The 20,929-nt window shown below is 41.6% G+C and carries 13 protein-coding genes and 1 pseudogene; 1 reads left to right on the top strand and 13 read right to left on the bottom strand.

Annotation, left to right across the window (positions count from 1 at the left end; all coding sequences use genetic code 11):
- Nucleotides 1–89: 89 nt before the first annotated feature.
- Together ACZZZK_RS00300 and ACZZZK_RS00295 are read right to left on the bottom strand one after the other, a co-directional pair.
- On the bottom strand, nucleotides 90–1,415 hold the full coding sequence (locus tag ACZZZK_RS00300; protein ID WP_463482312.1) for an alpha/beta fold hydrolase: 1,326 nt from the start codon (nucleotides 1,413–1,415) through the stop codon (nucleotides 90–92).
- Between the two features lie 291 nt (nucleotides 1,416–1,706).
- Nucleotides 1,707–2,774 carry an SDR family oxidoreductase gene (locus ACZZZK_RS00295; protein ID WP_463482311.1) on the bottom strand — a complete coding sequence of 356 codons (1,068 nt, stop codon included), beginning with the start codon at nucleotides 2,772–2,774 and terminating at the stop codon, nucleotides 1,707–1,709.
- Between the two features lie 123 nt (nucleotides 2,775–2,897).
- On the opposite strand from ACZZZK_RS00295, the gene ACZZZK_RS00290 reads away from it, so the two are divergent.
- On the top strand, nucleotides 2,898–3,482 hold the full coding sequence (locus tag ACZZZK_RS00290) for a Crp/Fnr family transcriptional regulator (RefSeq protein ID WP_463482310.1): 585 nt from the start codon (nucleotides 2,898–2,900) through the stop codon (nucleotides 3,480–3,482).
- Nucleotides 3,483–3,622: 140 nt separating this feature from the next.
- Here the strand turns inward: ACZZZK_RS00290 and ACZZZK_RS00285 are convergent, their stop codons facing one another.
- The 11 genes and pseudogenes from ACZZZK_RS00285 to ACZZZK_RS00235 all read right to left on the bottom strand — a co-directional run bounded on the left by ACZZZK_RS00285 (nucleotide 3,623) and on the right by ACZZZK_RS00235 (nucleotide 20,918).
- Nucleotides 3,623–4,735, bottom strand: coding sequence for a cytochrome c3 family protein (locus ACZZZK_RS00285; RefSeq protein ID WP_463482309.1), 1,113 nt, complete (start codon nucleotides 4,733–4,735; stop codon nucleotides 3,623–3,625).
- 89 nt (nucleotides 4,736–4,824) lie between these two features.
- The gene (locus ACZZZK_RS00280) at nucleotides 4,825–6,576 is read right to left on the bottom strand and encodes a cellulase family glycosylhydrolase (RefSeq protein ID WP_463482308.1); all 1,752 of its coding nucleotides are present in this window, start codon (nucleotides 6,574–6,576) and stop codon (nucleotides 4,825–4,827) included.
- 17 nt (nucleotides 6,577–6,593) lie between these two features.
- Nucleotides 6,594–7,991, bottom strand: coding sequence for a glycoside hydrolase family 30 protein (locus tag ACZZZK_RS00275; RefSeq protein WP_463482307.1), 1,398 nt, complete (start codon nucleotides 7,989–7,991; stop codon nucleotides 6,594–6,596).
- Between the two features lie 77 nt (nucleotides 7,992–8,068).
- Nucleotides 8,069–9,604, bottom strand: a complete 1,536-nt coding sequence (locus ACZZZK_RS00270; protein ID WP_463482306.1) for a RagB/SusD family nutrient uptake outer membrane protein — start codon at nucleotides 9,602–9,604, stop codon at nucleotides 8,069–8,071.
- Nucleotides 9,605–9,608: 4 nt separating this feature from the next.
- A pseudogene (locus ACZZZK_RS00265) lies at nucleotides 9,609–10,787 on the bottom strand (TonB-dependent receptor domain-containing protein); the annotation flags it as partial.
- An 11-nt stretch (nucleotides 10,788–10,798) separates the two neighbouring features.
- Nucleotides 10,799–12,748: a SusC/RagA family TonB-linked outer membrane protein gene (locus ACZZZK_RS00260; RefSeq protein ID WP_463482305.1), complete on the bottom strand. Its 1,950-nt coding sequence runs from the start codon at nucleotides 12,746–12,748 to the stop codon at nucleotides 10,799–10,801.
- Between the two features lie 383 nt (nucleotides 12,749–13,131).
- The gene (locus ACZZZK_RS00255; RefSeq protein ID WP_463482304.1) at nucleotides 13,132–14,016 is read right to left on the bottom strand and encodes a polysaccharide lyase; all 885 of its coding nucleotides are present in this window, start codon (nucleotides 14,014–14,016) and stop codon (nucleotides 13,132–13,134) included.
- A gap of 401 nt (nucleotides 14,017–14,417) precedes the next feature.
- Entirely contained in the window at nucleotides 14,418–17,330 is a 2,913-nt protein-coding gene (locus ACZZZK_RS00250) for a triple tyrosine motif-containing protein (protein ID WP_463482303.1), read from the bottom strand.
- 246 nt (nucleotides 17,331–17,576) lie between these two features.
- Entirely contained in the window at nucleotides 17,577–18,200 is a 624-nt protein-coding gene (locus tag ACZZZK_RS00245; protein ID WP_463482302.1) for a class I SAM-dependent methyltransferase, read from the bottom strand.
- 177 nt (nucleotides 18,201–18,377) lie between these two features.
- Nucleotides 18,378–19,460 (bottom strand): AI-2E family transporter, encoded by a 1,083-nt coding sequence (locus ACZZZK_RS00240; protein WP_463482301.1) that lies wholly within the window; start codon nucleotides 19,458–19,460, stop codon nucleotides 18,378–18,380.
- 102 nt (nucleotides 19,461–19,562) lie between these two features.
- Nucleotides 19,563–20,918: an alpha-amylase family glycosyl hydrolase gene (locus ACZZZK_RS00235; protein WP_463482300.1), complete on the bottom strand. Its 1,356-nt coding sequence runs from the start codon at nucleotides 20,916–20,918 to the stop codon at nucleotides 19,563–19,565.
- Between the last annotated feature and the right edge of the window lie 11 nt (nucleotides 20,919–20,929).

The raw sequence follows: 20,929 nt of genomic DNA, 5'->3' as shown, positions 1-20,929 counted from the left end.
TGGATTTAGATCTCACTCTTGCTCAAACATCTTGAATAAACCCTAGATCTCTTCACAGAAAATAGCCGACTGAACGCAGATGAGAACAATTATTTCCTCATCAAAAAATCCAACACAATTTTGTTGAAAGCTGACGGATTTTCCTTGGGAGCGAAATGGGTTGCACCCTGTAGCAGCTGTACTTCTGCTCCGGGTATTCCCTCTGCAATAGATCGGGTATGCTCCTCTAAAATAATATCTTTCTCACCCGCAAGTACCAGTGTTTTGGCGGTTATCTTTTTAAGCGACTTTTGATCAATCTGCGGCTCCTTTAATAACATCTCAAGGAGCAGCATGGTATTCTTATCATCAGGATTGTTTTTCGCCTTTAGCTTATTCAGATCACTTTTAGTTTGCTTCAAAATTTTCGGACTAACAGCGGATTCTTCAGGATTAAGGTTAGCGCCCATCACTACCAATCTTTTAACGTAATCAGGATTTTTAATGGCAAGAGTAAGACCGGTATTTCCGCCATCACTCCAACCTAAAATACTCACATTTTTGAGATATAGACTATCTAAAAGCGTTTTCATATCTTCCGCAAATAGATCATACGAAAGGGATTCAGACCTATTTCCTGAACTTTTTCCCTGTGCCCTAGTATCTACTGCGATTACCTGAAAGTGCTTAGCAAACTCCCCTATCTGCAATTTGAAATCACTAATCGATCCACCGTTACCATGTAGCAACAGCAAAGGCTCGCCTGATCCATAAGTTTCATAGTAAATTTTTGAGCCCGCAACATCGATGTATTTACCTTTGAGCTTATCACGTCCATAAGGATAAATGATCTTTGCATTTCTGGAGTTTATATGCAGATGATGAAGAACATTTCGATCGCTATCCAGTGCCAGTTCTATTTTTACCCCTTGTTTTTCCTTTAAAGTTTCAGTGCCCCTAAAGCCTTTAAGTGGCAGTGACGATTCTTCGAAATCAGCATTAGGGATAACCACTTTTTTCCACGAACCAGCAACCGTTTCCACTTCGAAGCTAAAATTATCGTAATAAAAATCCCCATTTCCATGGGTATTCACATATAACCATACCTTTTGTGCACTTGACGCTACTGTTCCGGCGATCTCATAGTGATGCCAGGCAGAATCTTTATTAGTAGCAGGTTTCGATTGCCTTGTTCCGGGAACAAAATCATAATCTCCTTTTCCAACCTGAAGAAAAAAGAATCCCGCCAGGCCAATACTGTCGGATGGTATATTCTTGATATCCACTCCTGCCTTGAAGCGCTTTCCTATAAAAGATTTAATTGGAATTTCCCGTACAATCCCAAGATCATTACTGGTAGTAAGTTGTCCAAAGCAAGGCAAAGCGGAGGCAAAAAAGAAAATTATAGCGCAAAACCGAATGGTGTTATACCTCATATAGCAGAATAAAACAATGTTACTAAAGTCAATCTCGGCGCTAAATTAGAATTTCAAATTAATTTTATCTATCAAAAACACTAAGCATAAATTATTAAAATACCCAAATTCATTTTACGTCTCTATTATGACAGCCGCACCCCCACCATTTCTGCTCGATTTAATCGGGATGCTTGTGTATGATTTTACCGCTTAAACATTCTTTTTATAATCCATTGCCTGATGAATTCCGTTAGCTCCATTCCAAAAAAAATCTAGCTGATAAGTTTCTTTTTTGATAAAAAACTTTATTTAAGGAATCAATTTTTTATCACGCAAACTTTCGAACAGATTGAAAAATGTTTCCTCTGTATCCTGATATTCCATAAACCCGAAATTCCTGCTTTTTGACATGCTGGTCATCACCTCTATTGGCCTGCCCAGATCCAGATCAGTATGCCAGGCTGAGGCTAAACGATCCAGGTTCGTTTCTTTTAAATGATATTTACTGGCGATATCCGCCCATATTGAAGAAGCATTACTCATCTGATCTTCCAATGGATTTATATCCCCATTGAAGCCAACACTAGCAATTTCAAAGTAATCGGCAATTTTCTTCCAAAGCCGGTTCCAGCGAAACACATCTCCATTTACCACATTGTACGCCTGATTTTTTGCAGCATCTGTGGTCGAAGCCCAAATTAAATGAGCAGCTAGAATTCTTGCATCCGTTACGTCAGATATTCCTTCCCACTGCGCCCTGGAACCTGGCCAAACAAAAGCATTTCCAGTTTCCTTACAGATAGTGGCATAAGCTGCCAATGTGGTTCCCATATTCATGGCGTTACCAACAGCATGGCCAATTACCGTATGCGGCCGATGTATGCTCCAGGTATAACCATCTCTCGCTGCTCCGGCATAAACTTCATCTTCCTGAGCATAATAAAAATTTTCCAAATCCAGGCGGGGATGTTCCTCTCGCAGAGGTGTTTCAGGAAGAAAACCTTCTTTTGCGTAAGCCTCAAATGGTCCAAGGTAATGTTTCAACCCGGTTACCAGTGCTACATGTTCTACTGTTTTTTTTGGCGAAAGGACGCTCAGCAGGTTTCGCACCATTAATCCGTTTACCCGAACATTTTCCGCTTCTGTATCATTGCGCATCCATGTGGTAATAAAAACATGCGTTGGCGAAATATTGGTAAGTCCGGTTTCTAAACTTTTTAAATCAAGCAGGTCTGCCGCAACAGGTATAAGTTTTTCATTCTCCGTATTTGGGTTTCGGGAAAGACCGTATGTTTCCCACCCCTGTTCAATCAGTTTTTCCGCCAGATTTCCTCCCGTGATGCCACTTGCTCCAACCACTAATGCTATCCTTTTCATATTTTTCTTTTTATTTGTGCAAAGTTATAGTCGAGATATTGAAATACACTTGATATTTGTCAAGAGGGCAAATCCATATCTTCAAATAACAGTTAGTACTGATATTCCAAACCAATAAAGTTCATGAACAGTTTTGAAATCCTCTTCAGTCACATTGATCGAAAAATATCGCTTTCTCCTGAAGAAAAGCATATGGTTTTCGAGCATTTTATACCAAAACAATTAGCGAAGAAGCAATACCTGTTAAGTGAGGGTGAAGTGTGTAGGAATATGGCATTTGTGTGCAGCGGCTTGCTGAAAACTTTCAATGTTGATGAAAAAGGAATCGAACGTGTAAGTATTTTCGGTTGGGAAGGCTGGTGGCTATCTGATTTCAGTAGTTTTTTAACAGGAATAAAATCTGTATCCTTCATTGATGCCCTGGAAGATGCTGAGTTGCTTTTGATTTCCAAAGAAAACTATGAAGCGCTTACCCTTCAAGTGCCCAAAATGGACAGGTTTTTCAGAATTTTATATCAGAATAGTATTGTGACTAAAGAACGTAGACTTCGAAATTCCATAACCTACTCTGCCAGTGAACGGTATAGTGAATTTATTGAAACCAATCCGGAGGTAATCGACCGAATCCCACAACACTTAATCGCGTCCTATCTTGGAATAGCGCCTGAAACCTTAAGCAGGATAAAGCGTAAAATAGCAGCAGGATAATAAAGGTATAGAGGCTTAGCATAAATATCGTTAAGGTAGGTATTCCGTTTAGGGTTTCGTGATTTTCCCCGGGTTTAATTCAAATTTTTTCGAATTTTTTTGTGTCTACTGGAATACTATGTTCGCTAGGAAGTCCAAAATTAATAAATAGCTATTCGATGGGAACGTAGCGGATACGGACTAACCTGATCGCGTCCGGCCTGTTTAAAAGAGATAAGTTTTGAAGCAACTTTTGGCATATGGCAATCAATACAGTTAGCAGTTAACATCCCTTTCGATAGCGTATTTTTGCTGTGTGCTACTGACTGATGACAGCCCATGCATTTCTGCGAATAAGCACTGAGATTTCCTTTGAGATTTTCATGCGTTTGATGGCAGGATTGGCAGGTCATCGCCGATGATTTAACGTAACAGGCACTGCTCTGAAGCATGGTACTCTGGTTTCCATGCACATCCAATTCAGCACCACCAAAACCTCTAAAATCCTGAACATAGAAATCATCGAGATTATCTCCAGTTTTAAATGAAAAAACGGATTTTTGGCTCATTAAAGTATTTCCTGAATGACATACGCCACAAGCATCCATTTTCTGTTTTCTTGTTAGTGACTTAAAAACGGCAATAAACTTCGCTGATTTTTCATCTGGATTTTCGGTATGGAAAACCACATGTGCTTTTGCCGGACCATGGCAGCGTTCACAATCAACACCATAGATAATTGATCCTCTCTCCATTTCTTCCTCCTGGGAAAATGCGGAATTTTGAGTCAGTTTTTTTTCAACGTACGATCCATGACATTCAAAACAACGGCTGGTAATGCCGCGTTCATAGTAATAATTGTTGCCTGGAAAGCCGGGACTGATGGCCCAATTTTGGATTGCACTAAAATACGACAAGGGCAGCTCATACAACTTTTTCCCCTTCCAATAACCATAGGTATAAGCCTTTTCCCCAGAGCCGAACACAATATCAAACCGCTCTGAATGATCCTGTTTTCCATCCAGATAAGCGGTTTGAAAAATGCCGTTTTTCCTTTGTTCAATCATTACCTTTCGCTGCCCGTCGTAATGAAAAGTGTTGGAATCCTTATCAAATATCGCGAGTAACTCGGCATTTACTACAGGCCTTGAGGTTGAGCCATGAGCACTGTGCGCATAGCTCGTGGAAAGATCCTGATGGCATTTCATGCAGGCCTTAGCCCCCGCATAATCTTCGCCCCTTTGATCTTTTGGCAAAGCGTCATCTGTATTCATGCACCTGGAAAGCCCTATTACAATAAAAAATAGGGCAGATAAAATTAAGGAGATGCGAATAGAAGCTTTCAAAGGGATATTATAATTGGTTATTTGATGAACTGAATATAGCTAAAATTATAGCCACCTTCATCTGCTACGATCCTGATTTTGTGCGTTCCCTTTTTAAGCGGTACATCCTTAATCTCAAACGGAACAAATTTCTTGTCACTACCTGTTTCTGGTACAGCAACAGCTTTGACAATCACCTTCCCATCCACGATAATGGTCATCCTTCCATTCCCATGAGCGGCAGCAGTATTCATTTTAAGCTTAAAATTATCACTTTTCGGAACATTGACCGTATACTGCAACCATTCCCCTTTTTCAATGTTGTTTACATAATAACGTTCGTATTCCGTAGAATCTTTGGCAATATCTACACCATCATTCCGGTAAATTCTACCCCTGTTTCCTGCAGAGCGCTTTTTAGTCGAAACATGATAATCGGCCGTATCAAGATCAAAATAAGCAATATTGTTCCTGCCCAAATCATAATCAACGGCATATATGATCGAACCATTTTTGATCAGGTGATTTTTGAAAGGCTTAGTTTCATTACTGGAAGGTTGACGAAGCATGGCATCAATAACATCCCTATGGATAATGTTTTGTTCCAGTCGGCTATAAATTGCGAGTTCCATCAGGCCGCTATACACGTTACTCTCTTTGGGCTTATTCCCGCCTTTATTAAGGTATTTTACCAGGGCATCATAATTAGGATTAGATCGGATCTCCAAAGGATTATTCACGCCAATTTTTTTCAAAGGCCACCACGACCAGCCAATATTATTGCTTTCCAGAAGTGAGATGGCGTCCCTGAACCAAACATTTGAATTTTCTCCGGTTTCCCCTAGCCATATTGGCGCATTTTGTTCATCCCTGGCTTTAATCATATGTGCAATGGAAGCCTGATCGTTGTAATTCCAATATTTATGGAAACTGATTGCCATGTTTTTATCCCATAGGGGAAAAATTCCATTGTAATTATTGCCCCAACCATTGCCCTCCACAATAATCATATGTTGCTGATCCACATCACGAATAGCAGTGGTGATCTCCATCATTAATTTTCTTAAGGGCGCATTAAGCTTCTCCTGGGTGCCGTTTGGGTCGGCCGAAGGATTTTGAAATCCATAGTTTGGCTCGTTTAAAATATCATAAGCACCAACAAACGGTTCATCCTTATATCTTTCAGCAATTTTCCTCCACAAAGCAATCGTTTTCAATTGGTTAGCCTCGCCATCCCACAAGTTAGGTTTAGCAGGATCGCGATCTGCGATATTCAGATCATTACCCTGACCACCAGGAGCGGCATGTAAATCCAAAATGAGATACATATTATTAGCCTTGCACCACGAAAGCAGACTATCAGTCAACTGAAACCCTTTTTGCAGCCAGGTATTCTCGCCGGCCAAAGGTTCTTTGTCCGCTGGCAACGTATAAAGGTTATAATGCATAGGCAAGCGAACAGAATTGAAGCCCCAGCGTTTCATAGAATCTACATCAATTTTGCGAACGTGATTGGCCAGCCAGGCATCATAAAACTCCTGTGTTTGTACCGGACTCATAAGCGCTTCTATGCGTTCGCGTATTCTGTATTGCTGGCCTTCCTTTTCAATTTTGAGCATATAACCTTCCTGCAACATCCAGCCACCAAGTCCCATACCACGCAACAGCACGTTTTCGCCCTTAGCATTGACAATCTTTTTTCCGTCTGCCCTCAAAAAACCCTGACTAAAGCCATTTAAACTTAAGCCAGATATTAAAATAACGAAGAGAGCTGAATATAAACGAGACATATTTTTTAATTAATGAGTTACCAAATATAAGTTGCCACTGCACCCTTCTGCAAACTGGCACTAAGGTTTTTCTGGTGATGAGTGATATTAAATTTAATAAGTTCCTTGCCAGTATTGGCCACGATTAGAACCGTTTTACCATCGGCAGTCTTAAAGGCAACGTTTGGTAAATCTACTATTTCGTTAGAGGCGATTCTTACCGCCCCCGGCCGCACAAATTTTGAGGCATGGGCAATAGAATAGTAGGCCAGGTTTTTCGTAAAGCGATCGCCATTGATGGTAATTGCACCCTGACACATGGAGCAGCCGCCGCGGTCGGTAAAAGGTTTATTATCCGGATCGGCCGCAAGGTTCCATTCAATTACATTTTTACTCCAGTTTCTCATCGCACCGATAATCAGTCTCCTGACAGGATTTATAATATTGATTGTTTTGCTATCAGGCGGTTCAACCACCATCTGCTCGGAAAAATAGATGTTTTTATCAGGGTGGGCTTGGTGAACATCGCTCAATGCTTCTATCTTGCCACCATAAAGATGAAATGCCGAGCCGTCGATGTATTGACTGGCCCCCGGATCATCTAAAATACTGATAGGATAATCCGGACGATCTGCATTATGATCATAGATGATGATTTTCGTTTTTAAATTAGCGGCCTTAAATGCCGGTCCCAAATTGTTTTTAATGAAAATCGCCTGATCTGGAGCCGCCATCAACAAACTGGGATTATTTCCTGGATGCAGTGGCTCATTCTGTACTGTAATGGCGTCAATAGCGATGCCCTCTTTTTTCATTTCCTGGATATAACGAACAAAATAGCGGGCGTACACATCATAATATTCCGGCTTCAGCATTCCTCCACGTGCATCGTAACTGGTTTTCATCCAGAGCGGCGGCGACCAGGGCGATGCCATAATTTTTATTTTTGGATTGATGGCCAAAATCTCCCGCATCACCGGAATAATGTCCTTTTTATCTTCAGAAAGATCAAAGTGCTGAAGCGAAAGATCGGTCTGCCCCTCGGGCAAATCATTATATGAAAATACTTTCTCGTTCAGATCAGAAGCGCCAATACTCAGCCGGAGGTAACTTATACCGATGGAATTTCCCCCGGTGGCAAAAAGTTCCTGCAATAGTGCTGCCCTCGCAGGTGGCGACATCTTGATGATGTGCTGTGCACTTCCGCCAGTCAAAGCGAAGCCAAAACCATCTACAGACTGGAATTTCTGCCGATCGTCAATGGTGATCGTTGGTGCGTTATTTTTTGAAGCAATAGAAGGCTGAAGATCAGCCTGCCGGGTAAACAGCACTGATCGATCAGCCACCGTCAGCCATTGTTGCACAACCTGGGCATTCACAAAGCCGTTCAGAAGCAAAAAAAATACTAAAAAAATTAAAGGTTTTCGTCTCGTCATATCGGATCATAGATTAAAAAACAGGAAAGAGGATCGCCCCCTCTCCTGCTAACAATTAAACAATAGTACTAACCAACTTATTTTGTACCCCCGTACTCTTTATTCTGCTCCAGTTTGGTATTGGCCAATTCTGCCTGCGGAATTGGAAAGATCTCATTTCTTCCAGACTTGAAGCCTTTATAAGCCAACAAACTTGCCGCCTTACCCCAACGCACCAGATCGAGAAAACGATGGCCTTCGCCTGCCAGTTCAGCTCTTCTTTCTCTGATGATGTTATCAAGCGTTACGGCAACAGGGTTTAATCCTACCCTGGCACGAACCGCATTAAGCAGTTGGTACGCCCTGCTCCCGGTTCCTACTGCTGCGTTACTGGCTAGCAATGCCTCGGCTTCGAGAAGATAGGTATCTGCAAGACGAATTTCATAAGCATTCTGTGGGAAATTAAGCTCAGTTTGTCCGGTAGGCGCTTTATCGGCTACTCTTCCAATTGTTTTTTCGAGAAAATAACCGGTGTTTTGATAGCCAGCTTCGTAGGTGGCGATTCCATTTCTCTGCAAACTGTCTAAATTGGCTACAGTAGCTTTATTTCTCGGATCAAAATGAATAAAATCAAAAAATTCTTTGGTGAAAAGCAGAAAACTGTATCCCGAATAATAATCCGGAGCGCCAGTACCTGGTTTATAACCACGTGGTCCGGTGATGATGTTGAGCAAATTCCCTTCAGAAGCACCCGCATCATTCCAACCTCCATTAGAGGAATTAGAGTGAACAATTTCCAGGATGGATTCGGCATTGAATTTATTGGCCACCTTAAACAGGTCACCATAATTGCTTAACAACCTATATCCATAAACCGAATTGGCCTGTCCAGGTGTAGTTCCGTTCACAAGGGCAAGTTGCTCGGCCGCCTGTGCATTTTTTCCCTGCCATAAATAAACTTTACCCAAAATAGCTTGTGCTGCACCTTTTGTAATGCGGCCTCCATCTGTTCTAGCCACCACGGTATTAGGAAGTCCCGGAATTGCCTCCGTGAGATCTTTTTCAATAAGTGCATAAACCTCAGCCGGGGCAGCCTGTGTTACATTATAAATTTCCTTTGGATCAACCGCCGCGGTGAGTAAAGGAATGTTCTTGAAAAAACGAACCAGATCAAAATAAAAGATGGCCCTTAAAGTTTTAGCTTCGGAGATATAATTGGCCTTAGTGGTTGCATCCATGCTGATATCTCCCACTTTTGATAGAAAAACATTTGCCCGAAATATGCCGGCGTAGCCTTTATTCCAAAGATATCCCTGAGGGCCTACGGTGGCACTAAGGGTAAAATTATTTACTACTTGCAGATCATTGATGTCTGAAGGACCTCCACCACCGGCGATCTGATCATCAGAAGCAGCATCCATAATCGCAATTTTATCATATAAACCACCTGCCTGAAAACCAAAACGGTCATAAATGGCAATAAGTGCGGCTTTTGCCTCTTGCGGGGTTTTATAATAGTTATCCAGCAGAATACGTTCCTGCGGATTGATTTCGAGATATTTTTTACAGCCAGCCACTGTCGCTAAACCTGCGGCAATGATGATGGCATAAGTCAATTTATTTTTCATTTTCATTTCCTTAAAAATTAGCGTTGATACCAAATACAAAAGAGCGGGCCTGAGGATATAGACCTCTGTCGATACTAAAAGCATTTCCACTGTTATTCGAGCCTAGTTCCGGATCGTAGCCCGTATATTTTGTGGCGGTAAAAAGGTTTTCAGATAAAACATAGACTCTGAATTTTTGCAAGCCTACTTTACTGACTATGGATTTAGGCAAAGTATATCCGATCTGAAAAGTCCTCAGCCTGAAATAATCTCCTTTTTCGAGATACAGGGAAGAAAATTTGGTCAGGTTTTTATTTGGATCTGCATCTGTTAACCTTGGTTGGGTTGCTGACGGATTAGTTGGTGTCCAACGATCCAGCCTTGAAGTCTGATAATTCGCGTTTGGTATATCCAGGCGTCTAAGTCCCTGAAAGATCATGTTGCCAGCCACGCCGCTACCGAAAGCGATCAGGTCCCAGTTTCTGAATCCCAGGTTCAGCGTGATTCCATAGGTGAATTTTGGGAGACCATTTCCGATAAAGTCTCTATCGTTCACATCAATCGCTTCATCATTATTTAAATTTGCAAATTTTACGTCACCCGGTTTTGCCAAAGGTTGTAACACTGTTCCATTTGGACCACGGTAAGCATTAATTTCTGCCTGGCTCTGGAAAATTCCCTGATTTACATAGCCAAAAAACTCATTGTACGAATGACCGATCTGTGTACGGGTAATGTTTCCCAGTGTTTGGAAAGTGGCCTGAGAATCATCAATAAAGTTGATACCAGGACTCAATTTATCAATTCGATTTTTTAAGAACGATCCGTTGCCACTGATGCCGAAGTTGATCTCGCCGAACTTCTTGCGATAGCCAAGCTCGAACTCAAATCCAGAATTGGACATATCTGCAATGTTGGCTGCCGGACTTCCGCTTCCGATGTAGCCCGGTACAGGTGGATTCTGAAGAATACCTACTGTTTTCTTTTTATACCAATCCAAAACCAGATTAACATTTTCGAACAATGTAGCATCGATACCTATGTTGGTCTGGCGGGTTTCCTCCCACTTTAAATCTGGATTCGCGGAAGCCGCAGGACTGTAACCGATATTCACGATGTTCTCATTACCGAAAGTATAGTTTCTGCCACTTCCCACTAAAGGCACATAAGCGAAATCTCCAATTCCATCATTACCGGTTACTCCGTAACTGGCACGAAGTTTTAAAAGTTAACCACCTTGTTTTGAGGAAAAAAGTCTTCCTTGGTTGGCACCCAACCAATCTGTCCTGAAGGGAAATAACCGTATTTATTATTGGCACCGAAGCGTGATGAACCATCTCTTCTGATCAATGCCGAAAACAGATATTTTTCCTTATAATCATAAGTCAACCGGGAGAAAAGCGAGAATACTTTATGATCAGTGCCCTCACTGCCGTCTGAAGTTCTGTTTGTAGCAACAGGTTTGAATCTCATTGAGGCAGAATAAAAATCCTGGGCGGGAACATCGAAAAAGGTCGTACTTACACTTCTGCTGAACCCGTCGCTATAGGAACCCTGACCAACTAGTAAGCTTAGATTTTGATTGCCAAAAGAGCGGGTGTAAGACAACGTATTTTCCAGGTTATAGGTAATTACGTAATTGATGTTACGTGAAAACTGCGTTCTGGTATTAGTTGTAGAAGAGTTTAAGTAATAAATGGGATTGAATCCATCGCTGCCATAAAAAGCCAGTTTTGAACCCAAAGTGGAACGAAAACGAAGTCCTTTAATCGGTTCCGCTTCCAGGAAAGCATTTCCCACAATGTTATGGTCCCACGAGTAATTACCGATTCTTCTTCGAATATCTCCAAGTGGATTGGTAATCTCCTGCGCCACTCTTGTGGAAATACCATAAGGATTTCCAAACTGATCGCGAAATACCGGTTGGGTACTGTAGGGAGCAGCTCCGGCAACAGCCGGATCAGTGATGATGGCTGGAGTGATCGGATCTAAATTGATTGCAGAACTCAATGGGCCACCGAACTCACTATTGGTATTCCCCACAGAATTAGTAATGGCATGACTGTAACCAAGATTTTCTCCAATAGTCAACCATTTATAGGGTTTATGTGTAGAATTGATCCTGATATTTGCCCTGTTGAATTTTGAGACATCCTTTGCTACAATCCCATCAATCTTGAAATAACCTGCTGAAAGATAAAAGGTAGATTTCTCACCGCCCCCACTGATGGAGAATTCGTGGTTTTGTCTGCCTGCATTATCATTAAATACCGTGGATTGCCAATCGGTACCTTCGCCAAATGCCGCTGGATTGGCGAAAGGCAAAGTAAATGTTCCTGAAACATAATCATTGGTATATGCTTCATTTCTTAGAGTCGCATATTCCGTGGCGTTTAGGAGGTCGAGTTTCTTTGCCGCCTTGGCCTGTCCGTAATAGCCATTGTAGCTCATTTCAATCTTACCCTGTTTTCCTTTTTTGGTAGTCACGATGATCACACCTGAAGCAGCTCTGGCGCCATAGATAGCTGCAGAAGCCGCATCTTTAAGCACCTCAATCGACTCGATATCAGCTTGGTTAAGATAACCAATACCACCGTTGTCCACCACAACCCCGTCAATTACCCACAATGGATCATTTTTACCTCCAAAGGAAGTAAATCCACGGAGCCGAACAGTTGATGCCGAGCCAGGCTGGCCAGATTGTGCAGCAATAGTCAAACCGGAAGTACGACCCTGAAGTGCCTGCTCAATCCTGGTGGTTGTTGGTTGATTCTCCAAATCCGCAGCACGAACACTTGAGATCGCACCAGTTACCACACTTTTCTTTTGCACGCCGTAACCGATCACGACAACGTCAGTCAGATCCTGGGAATTGGTTGTTAATGATACATTAACCTTCCCTCCCGAAGGTATAGTAACCGTTTGAGTGTTCATCCCGATTAGGCTGATCGTAAGCGTTCCACCAACAGGCGCCTGAATAGTGAACACACCATTAGGATCGGTAGATGCTGCCCTGGAAGATCCATTAAGCTTAATTGTTACGCCCGGTAATGGGCTACCGTCCTTTTGGTCGGTGATCTTTCCTGTAACGGCAATATCCTGAGCATAAAGTACAAAGGGAAATGCCAAGAGACAGTAAATGAAGAATACGAATGTAAATCTTCTTCTCATAGAAAATCAATTTTAAATTAATATTTGGTTAGTTATATACAACCGGATTTGGTTGCCGGATGATGGAATCAAATCTAAAGCGGTAAATGAAAATCGCACAATTCAGCACTACTACAGCAACCATACAAAGACTTACTTTATTGACAAAAAAATATAAACCGCCCCTACATTGACCCTACACGCACAATACAAAAAACTGATAAACAGACACTTGAAAAAACATACTCTGAGTTCTATGTTATACAAGTAAAGTCCTGCTTTAAGATGTTCAGCGGATGGATAAATAGGTATAAAAGAATAAATACCGGGCAGGAAAATCCATGCCCAGAACTGTTGCAGTTACGCTTACGATGAGGTAAAGCTTCATGCTGTGAGGCGCCAGTTTACTGAATTTTATTTACCACCAGGTCATCGAAATAGATGTAACTGGTTTGACTGCTTCCCCATACGGCAACATCCTTTCCACCACGGAAATTATGGAAGGAAAGGCGCTTGATCAGTCTTTGCGCATCATTGGTCGTCCACCGAATGGCCTGATCGAGGACAGCGGTTCCGTTGATTCGCACCTGTACCCAACCGTTTGTACTAGATCCTGTATTGGCCTTCACGTAGAGGTGTACATTATAACTCTGACCTTTTACCAGGCTTCCGCTCGAGGGATAACTTTTTCCAAAGGTATCTCCACAAGGGCCCGCCATATCCCTATGGTACACATACGGTTGAAAATAAACCCTGCTCCCGTTATTGTACCACATCAGTCGCAGACTTCCTCCATTGCCATCGGTAGCAATATCACAACCAGTGTTGCCCTCGCCGATCAGAAACCCAAAGCCCACTTTACCTCCACGGCTCCAGTCGAACTGAGAATGAAAACGGACTTTAAAATCAGCGTCATATGCTGATCCATCGGATATATCTGCACCGGCAATCAAGCCATTGGAGACTGCATTAGGGGCCAGCGTAGCCCTGGCCCAGCCACTTGAAATGTAGGCACGATCCTGATTCCAGCCAGAAAGTGTTGCCCCACCAAAATCCGCACTTGCGGCACTGGAACTATACGGACCATCGGCTCGACTGAACTGTGTATTAATATTACTGGGATAGGCCTGGGCGGCAGCTGTGGCCATGGTTTTCTCCAAACTAACTTTCTCTTCAGTAGCGGTAGAGAACTGATTTTGACTTTGTTCCTCCTTAGAACAGCCAGAGAAAATGCTTAAAAATAATGGCATGGCAATGCCCGCCAATAATAAATTGATTTTTGAATTCATAAGAATTTGGTTAGAAATGAACTGATTTGTTAAGCTGCTCAGACAATCTCCTTGAGGCTGTACTGAGGGAAATAATAGGACTGTCTGTTTTCTAAATGATGGATAGTTGCTTTTCTTAAATTTACCAACCAGACAGATAAAGAATACAACAGCATAACTAAAATACTACAAAAAGCTATTTTTCTTAACGTTTCAATCGTTTGAAATAATAGCATTAACAACCTGTTAATAAAGCCATTTCTAATGAATATCCTATTCATTAGAAGCTTATCCTTCAGTATAGAAATTAATTTGACGAACCAATCGGCCAGCAGCGCAAAATGAAAGGGATAGCATCAAATCAGGCGTAATTCTAACTTGGATGATACAAACTAAAGTTGATTTTAAAGAGGCGATTTAGATCATTTTGTTTTGGAAATTTCATTTAAAAACTCGTAGAGATTAGTTTCAGGCTTAAGCTGCAACTTTTTTCTAAGTCTGTACCGGCCCACTTCCACCGCTTTGATGGTAACATTCATCAGCTGGGCCATTTCTTTTGTAGAAAGGTTCATCGATAAATAAGCACAGAATTTTAAGTCATTTTGACTAAGTTCAGGATATCTGGATTTTAGCTTATTGAAAAAGTCGGTATTCACATGGCTGAAATGCACACTTAAATGATCGAGTTCCTGATCCTTTCGCTCTACGTCTTTGATCAACCGGATGAGATGCCGAAAGCTGGTGCTACTATCAGTAATATCATGGTTTTTAACTACTGCAGAGATAACTTCCTTGATTTTGGCCAAAACTTTTCCACGTTGCAGCAAGTGCATGGTCATGGTAGAAAGCTCCTTATTCTTGTAATTCACTTCGGCTTCCAATTTCTCATTCTGCAGTCTGATAATTTCTTTCTCATTTCGATCAAGCTCAAGCTGATGCAGATAACTCATGCGATGCTGGGCCTTCTGATGTTTTGCTTTCTGCCATTTGATCAACACTTTAATCGCAAGCGCAGTTAACAAGATGTATATTATTTTCATCCACCAGGTATCGTACCAGACATGCTTAACCTCAAAAACATAACTCAAAACCTTCGATTCGTTATTGATATGAGACCTTGCCTTGACATTGAAAGTATAGCACCCGGCCGGGAGGTTGGTATAGTCTTTTTCGCTCTTATCGCTCCAGACTGACCAATGATCATCGAAACCAACCAACTGATAGCTGAAAGTTAAATTCTTATCCTGTTCAAAAAGTGTAGATGAAAACTCAAAATGGATTGAGTTTAACTCATTGTTAAAGCTTGGAATATGAGAGACGTCCTGCCGCTCGGCAATCGCATTGTTCTTTACAAAGTATCCCCCAAAAACCAGGCTATCGCTTTTGCCTTGTAGCTTTACAGCTCCGAGCACAATATTTGGTCTGGTTATATTTCGGATATATTTGCTGTAATTAATATGATAAGCTCCCTTGTTTGCCCCAATAAAAATATTTTTGTCATCCAGGGCATAGATCGATTCAAATCCTCCCACCACTTTCCCATCAAGTTCAGGCATGTAAAAAATGCTGAAATTACTTTTACCAGAAGGTCTGCTAAAATCAATAACCCCAACCCTTTTATTACTTACAAACCAAACATTTCCGTCGTTATCTTCTTTCAGATACTGAATCGGTGTATCATCCAACAACTTTCCAAACAAGCTGACACGGACAAACCGATTTTTGTTTGAATCGAACTCATAAACTCCTTTAGTGGTTGCGACCACTACCCTGTTCTTGATCCGATAAACATAGTTGTAGAGTTTGAAAGGTAGCCCATCTACATCAGTAAACATTTTAATATTTAAAATGCTTTTATGATCAGGTTTCAGCAAAATTCTATAAACGCCATGGTATGGATGCGAGGCCCAAATTAGGTCAGGATTATTATTATCTGCCACGATGAACCTAAGGGTCTCTTTGATACCTTCAACCTTGCCCATATTGCTAAATCTTCCATTGCTGTAGGCAAGCTTCTGAAGTCCGGTATAAGTTCCGGCAATCACATCTGTAACGGGAAAGATGTTTTCGAGAGACTCGAACATCCACGTGCCTGGCAAACTAAACATGGGCACCGCTACATTATTATTGATCAGAAATGTCCCTTCTTCATGGGCCATAAGCAATTGGTTGTTGAATTCATTGAGTCCCCAAACCTGGCCTTTGGTGTTTTTCACTTCCTGAAAGTTAGAAACAGAATAGCTTATATCAGCAGAATTGCCGGTGATTGCGGAACGGTAAAGTCCGTTGGATGTACCGATGTAAATAGATTGATTGTGCTTCCGGAAAGCATAACTGGTGATCTGCTTAGTTCTGTCCGGAAAGATATTTTTGATCGCACTGTTAATGGCTATATATGAAATTCCATCATCAAGGGCGAGCCACACATTCTTATGCTTGTCTAGCAAAATACCCCGGACATTGTTATTCTGTAAACCTTCTCGATAATTGTATTTTTGAACCACCTGACCCACCCTGTTCATGATGTAAATTCCTCCCGAAGTGGTACCTATTGCGTATTGACCTGAACTGATTTGGCTAGCAAAAAAAATCCTGTCATTGAACAGTACTGGATCAAACCCAGTTTTAAATGAGGTTAGCTTTCCTTTTGAAATGATAAACAACCCCCTTTTCAACGTAGATACGAGAATAGAATCCCTTCCGTATGGTATGATGGAGGTAACACTGGCTTGCTTTAGCACAGTGTCTGCACAATATGGAGTCCAGATACCTTTGTCGAACAGGAGCAACCCTTTTTCTCTCACCTGAGCAAAAATCTTTCCGTTCGCCTCTCCCAGGTGAAGCCAGGTGGTAGCGGTTTTGTAATATTTGACCACATCATTCTTGTAGTGCAGCACAGCATTGTTTGAGCGAAAGAAAACTTCATCCTTTACGATTGAAATATCCCAGATGTCCGCTAGTTTCCTCAAGTCCTCTGGTAGTAAATATAAAAGCGAGTGGTAGCGGAGAATTCCTTGCGCATCAGGAAAAAAATAACCAAATTCATCCTGGCCGCCTACATAAATCCTGCTTCTGGAATCAATCCCTAGAGATCGTACAGCGGTAAAATTAGGCAAACGATGCAGATTCCAGTGTCTGCCGTCAAAGGTCAGCAATCCTTCATTGTTTCCAAAGTAAAGAATGCCGCCCCGATCTTGTTTCACATCCCAATTCTGAATTCCTCCCTTATACACTTCATTTGTATAATTGACGATTTTGGGTGTGCCCAGCAATTCCTGCGCCATGGAATTACCGGCAACGAAAAGAGCAAGCAGGAATATCAGCGTTTTTATCATTTGGTTAGGGAATGATTTATGCAATTATAGAAATATATTTCCAAATCTGGCAACTTGGGAGATAGCTCCAGCAAATGATATCGTATAGCAGTTCACCGCTATCTGACAACTAAAAAATCATGGTCTCGGGCGGTTCATTCCATCAACAGGTTATCCTACCGTTAAGTTAGCGATTGATAACTCGCAAAACTAGATTAGCTGCAGCACTACAGCTTTGTTCTCAAATATCGGAGATGAAAAGTGATTCTATTGCTTTTGTACACACCAGGTGGTCATACTGCGAAGGTTTTGAACATTTGTGGTTTTTATGGGCTCATGCAGCTCACCTCTCATCTTTTTGGTTAAACGGATCAGCATTTCCTGATTAACTAAAAATCGCTCAGACTCATCCGGGAGAATATAACGTCCGTTGCCAATAAAGTGGACACTTGATTCAATTCCAATATCAGAGGCGAGCCGGCAGAAAAAATATCCACCTGGTTTTAAAACCCGCCACATCTCGTTAAGCATGGCTTCAAAATGCTCCATGTTTTCTGCGAAATGCAAAACTGCACTGCTAATCACAAGGTCAAAATCTGCATCTGGAAAGGGAAGAGAAGTAATATCGGCCACCTGAAAATGACCAGATAAAGGTTTCGCAGCATAAATGTGGGCTAGTTCCTCAACTTGCTGAATCGCTTCGGGCTGTTGATCAACCCCAAAAATCTCGAAACCACTTCGAAGAAAATACACCAGATTGCGACCCTCACCGCAGCCCGCATCCAGTATTTTTTCACAATGATCGTAAGTCCCTTTCAGGAGTTGATCGAAAAGATAAATGTCGATGTTACCGTAAATTTTTTGAAGATTTTCCTTTCTTGATTTTTTCATTTTCGCAAAGATAACATTTGCATAAACTCTGCTCATCATATAATGAAAATTGCCTTTGGAGCTTAAAGCAATACCAAGAGGAAGATTATCAAAGCGGAAAAATTATTTACAAAACAGATGGATGAATAATTTGGAACGGAACAGCAAGTACAACGAGAGCTTTTTAAATCCTTAAAATCAATTTTTAGCAAACACCTTCTTAAAATAATCCAAAACGGAGGTTTTTGGTTTTCTGGGGTTTTCGGGACCAATGAGAAAACCATAGGGCTGCAAATGCGGATAGTGATCGCAAATGATTTTTGCCATCCCCAATAACGGCACTGCCAAAATCATTCCCGCGACGCCCCACACCAACTCACCTAGCACAATCGCCATAATGGTAAACAGTGGGTTAATGTTAACTTGCTCACCAACAATAACGGGTTCCAGAATATAACTTTGCAAAAATTGCACAAGAAAATAGGTAATTAAAACACCGATAATCATCTTTCCATCTCCACCCTGGGCTACAACGGCGAGCACAGTCAAACCGGTACCGGTCAGATTTCCAATAAATGGAATCACTTCGAGAAGGCCGCAAAGGACAGCAAAAAAAATGGCGCTTTCCACCCCAACAATGCTAAAACCTATTCCATACATGATCCATAATACGCCAATCATGGCAGCAAGACCGCTGAGATATTTCTGTGACACCTTGCCTGCCTGATGAATGACTTCAGTTGTATCCTCATTTTCCTTTTTTGGAACCAGCTTCAGCAAAAACTTTTTGATATGGCCACGCATGGAAAGAAAAAGAAACATATAAACCAGCACAAGAACGGTGTTGATCAGAACGCCCATCAAACCAGAAGCAAAAGATAAGATTAACCCACCTGATTTGCCCTTAGTACCTTGCTCAATGGCCTTTTGCTGCTCCGCTTTTTTGATCCCAATCGTTTCATTGATCCATGACTTTAAAGACTCCAACATCCCAACGATCCGCTTTTCCATCCCGTCGAGATGATCCGCGAGACTTCCCAGCTGGATGGACAACAGCGCAATGATCAGCCCCATGGCAAGAACGAAAAGCAAAATACATGCAAGTGAAGCAAAGGCTCTGGAAGCCCCCTTGCGTTCAAAGAAGTTGGATAGCCTGATGAAAACCATCGATAACACAGCAGCCAGCGTTATCGGAATCAAGAATGGAGCGGCAAAATACAGTCCGCCAAAGGCCAGCACAAAAAGAAACAGCGTATTTACAGAGAGGCTAAGTTTTTCCATATGCCAACAAACAATACGCTGACGCAAAAGTTTAGTGAGATGAATGATATTATAAAAAAGGTGGCTTAAATTTATGTAAGGCAATATTAAACTTGATGATTTCTATTTTTGAAGAATTAAGTATTGAAAAGGTTTCAGCCTGAATACTTGCGCCAGGTTGGTTTTTGAGCCATCTGAAATGTTTGTCCACTTGCCCTTAAGCTTAACTGGAAGACTGTACGTAACAGGTTTATTTCTCAAATTAGCTAACACGAGCACATTTTCTTTATTAAGGGTTTTGGTGAAAACACAAACATCATCGCTACTATATGAAACCATAACACCCTTGCGTACAGCCTTACTCTTGTTTCGGAAAGCCACTATTTTCTTATACTCCGCAAGCACATCTCGGTTGGTTTCTTCGAGAGACCAGTCGATGGATTTTCCCGTAAAAGGAAAGGTAAGCCTGAATGGCGTTCCTATCTCCTGTCCGTTATAAATCATTGGAACGCCTTTCATGTAGGCGGTAACAACGAAGGCGGCAGCAGAACCTTTTTTGCCACCGAAAAGCTCAAGCGGCGTGCCATCTGATCCGTTTACATCGTGATTTGTTAAGTATCGAACCACTGCCTGGCCACTCTTTGCACCTTTATAGTCACTATTATTTAACGTATCAATCGACTTTACAGATTTATTATTGCTAAAGATACTTTTCAGATTCCCGAAATAATTGAAACCAAAAAAGTAGTCAAAACCAGCAGTAAAATATCTGGGACTACTGCCCTCGGCCAACATCAAAAGATTATGGGTTTTAATGGTCTTCAAACTATCATTTACCTGTTTCCAGAAATCAAGTGGAGGACCATCAGCATAATCACAACGAAAGCCGTCGATATTTGCTTTATATACCCAAGACTTCATGGAATGAATCAGTGACAACCTCAGTTCTTGGTTGCGAAAATCTAATTGGGCAACATCCCGCCATGTTTCTGGGTATTTGATTTCACCCAAACTATCACGCAGATAATAACCCGGTTTGTTTATCCAGGGATGGTCCCACGAAGTATGATTAGCCACAATATCAAGCATTACGGCAATATTTCTTTTATGCGCCTCATCCACCAGCTTTCGTAAATCGTTCAGCGTACCAAATTCTTTTCCTACCTCATCATAATTCATCGTTGCGTAAGGAGAATTTGCGCCTTTGAGTTTACCTACTGGATAAATGGGCATTAAGTAGATCACATTAATACCAAGCTCTTTAATCGAGTTCAATCTTTGAGTTACGCCTGCAAAATCACCTGTTTTACTGAAGGCCCGGGTGTTTACCTGATAAAGCATCACATCCCTAGTATCGGGAACGCCCGTAAACGGCTGACCGTATTGAGCAGGATAGCCGTTATTTTGAGCAAGAGCTAACATAGGTAGCATCAAAAACCAGCCTGCTAAAAGAGATAATATTGAAAGGTTGTTTTTCATTTGCAAAACTT

Source organism: Pedobacter sp. AC163 (assembly GCF_979258665.1).
Note: the sequence above shows the minus strand (reverse complement) of the source record. Positions and strands in the feature narration are given on the sequence as shown.

Excerpts from the sequence above, each read along its gene's own strand:
- ACZZZK_RS00270 (WP_463482306.1), bottom strand. The coding sequence starts at position 9,604 with ATGAAAATGAAAAATAAATTGACTTATGCCATCATCATTGCCGCAGGT.
- ACZZZK_RS00255 (WP_463482304.1), bottom strand. The coding sequence starts at position 14,016 with ATGAATTCAAAAATCAATTTATTATTGGCGGGCATTGCCATGCCATTA.
- ACZZZK_RS00290 (WP_463482310.1), top strand. The coding sequence starts at position 2,898 with ATGAACAGTTTTGAAATCCTCTTCAGTCACATTGATCGAAAAATATCG.
- ACZZZK_RS00275 (WP_463482307.1), bottom strand. The coding sequence starts at position 7,991 with ATGACGAGACGAAAACCTTTAATTTTTTTAGTATTTTTTTTGCTTCTG.
- ACZZZK_RS00240 (WP_463482301.1), bottom strand. The coding sequence starts at position 19,460 with ATGGAAAAACTTAGCCTCTCTGTAAATACGCTGTTTCTTTTTGTGCTG.
- ACZZZK_RS00285 (WP_463482309.1), bottom strand. The coding sequence starts at position 4,735 with ATGAATACAGATGACGCTTTGCCAAAAGATCAAAGGGGCGAAGATTAT.
- ACZZZK_RS00245 (WP_463482302.1), bottom strand. The coding sequence starts at position 18,200 with ATGAAAAAATCAAGAAAGGAAAATCTTCAAAAAATTTACGGTAACATC.
- ACZZZK_RS00250 (WP_463482303.1), bottom strand. The coding sequence starts at position 17,330 with ATGATAAAAACGCTGATATTCCTGCTTGCTCTTTTCGTTGCCGGTAAT.
- ACZZZK_RS00260 (WP_463482305.1), bottom strand. The coding sequence starts at position 12,748 with ATGAGAAGAAGATTTACATTCGTATTCTTCATTTACTGTCTCTTGGCA.
- ACZZZK_RS00300 (WP_463482312.1), bottom strand. The coding sequence starts at position 1,415 with ATGAGGTATAACACCATTCGGTTTTGCGCTATAATTTTCTTTTTTGCC.
- ACZZZK_RS00235 (WP_463482300.1), bottom strand. The coding sequence starts at position 20,918 with ATGAAAAACAACCTTTCAATATTATCTCTTTTAGCAGGCTGGTTTTTG.
- ACZZZK_RS00295 (WP_463482311.1), bottom strand. The coding sequence starts at position 2,774 with ATGAAAAGGATAGCATTAGTGGTTGGAGCAAGTGGCATCACGGGAGGA.
- ACZZZK_RS00280 (WP_463482308.1), bottom strand. The coding sequence starts at position 6,576 with ATGTCTCGTTTATATTCAGCTCTCTTCGTTATTTTAATATCTGGCTTA.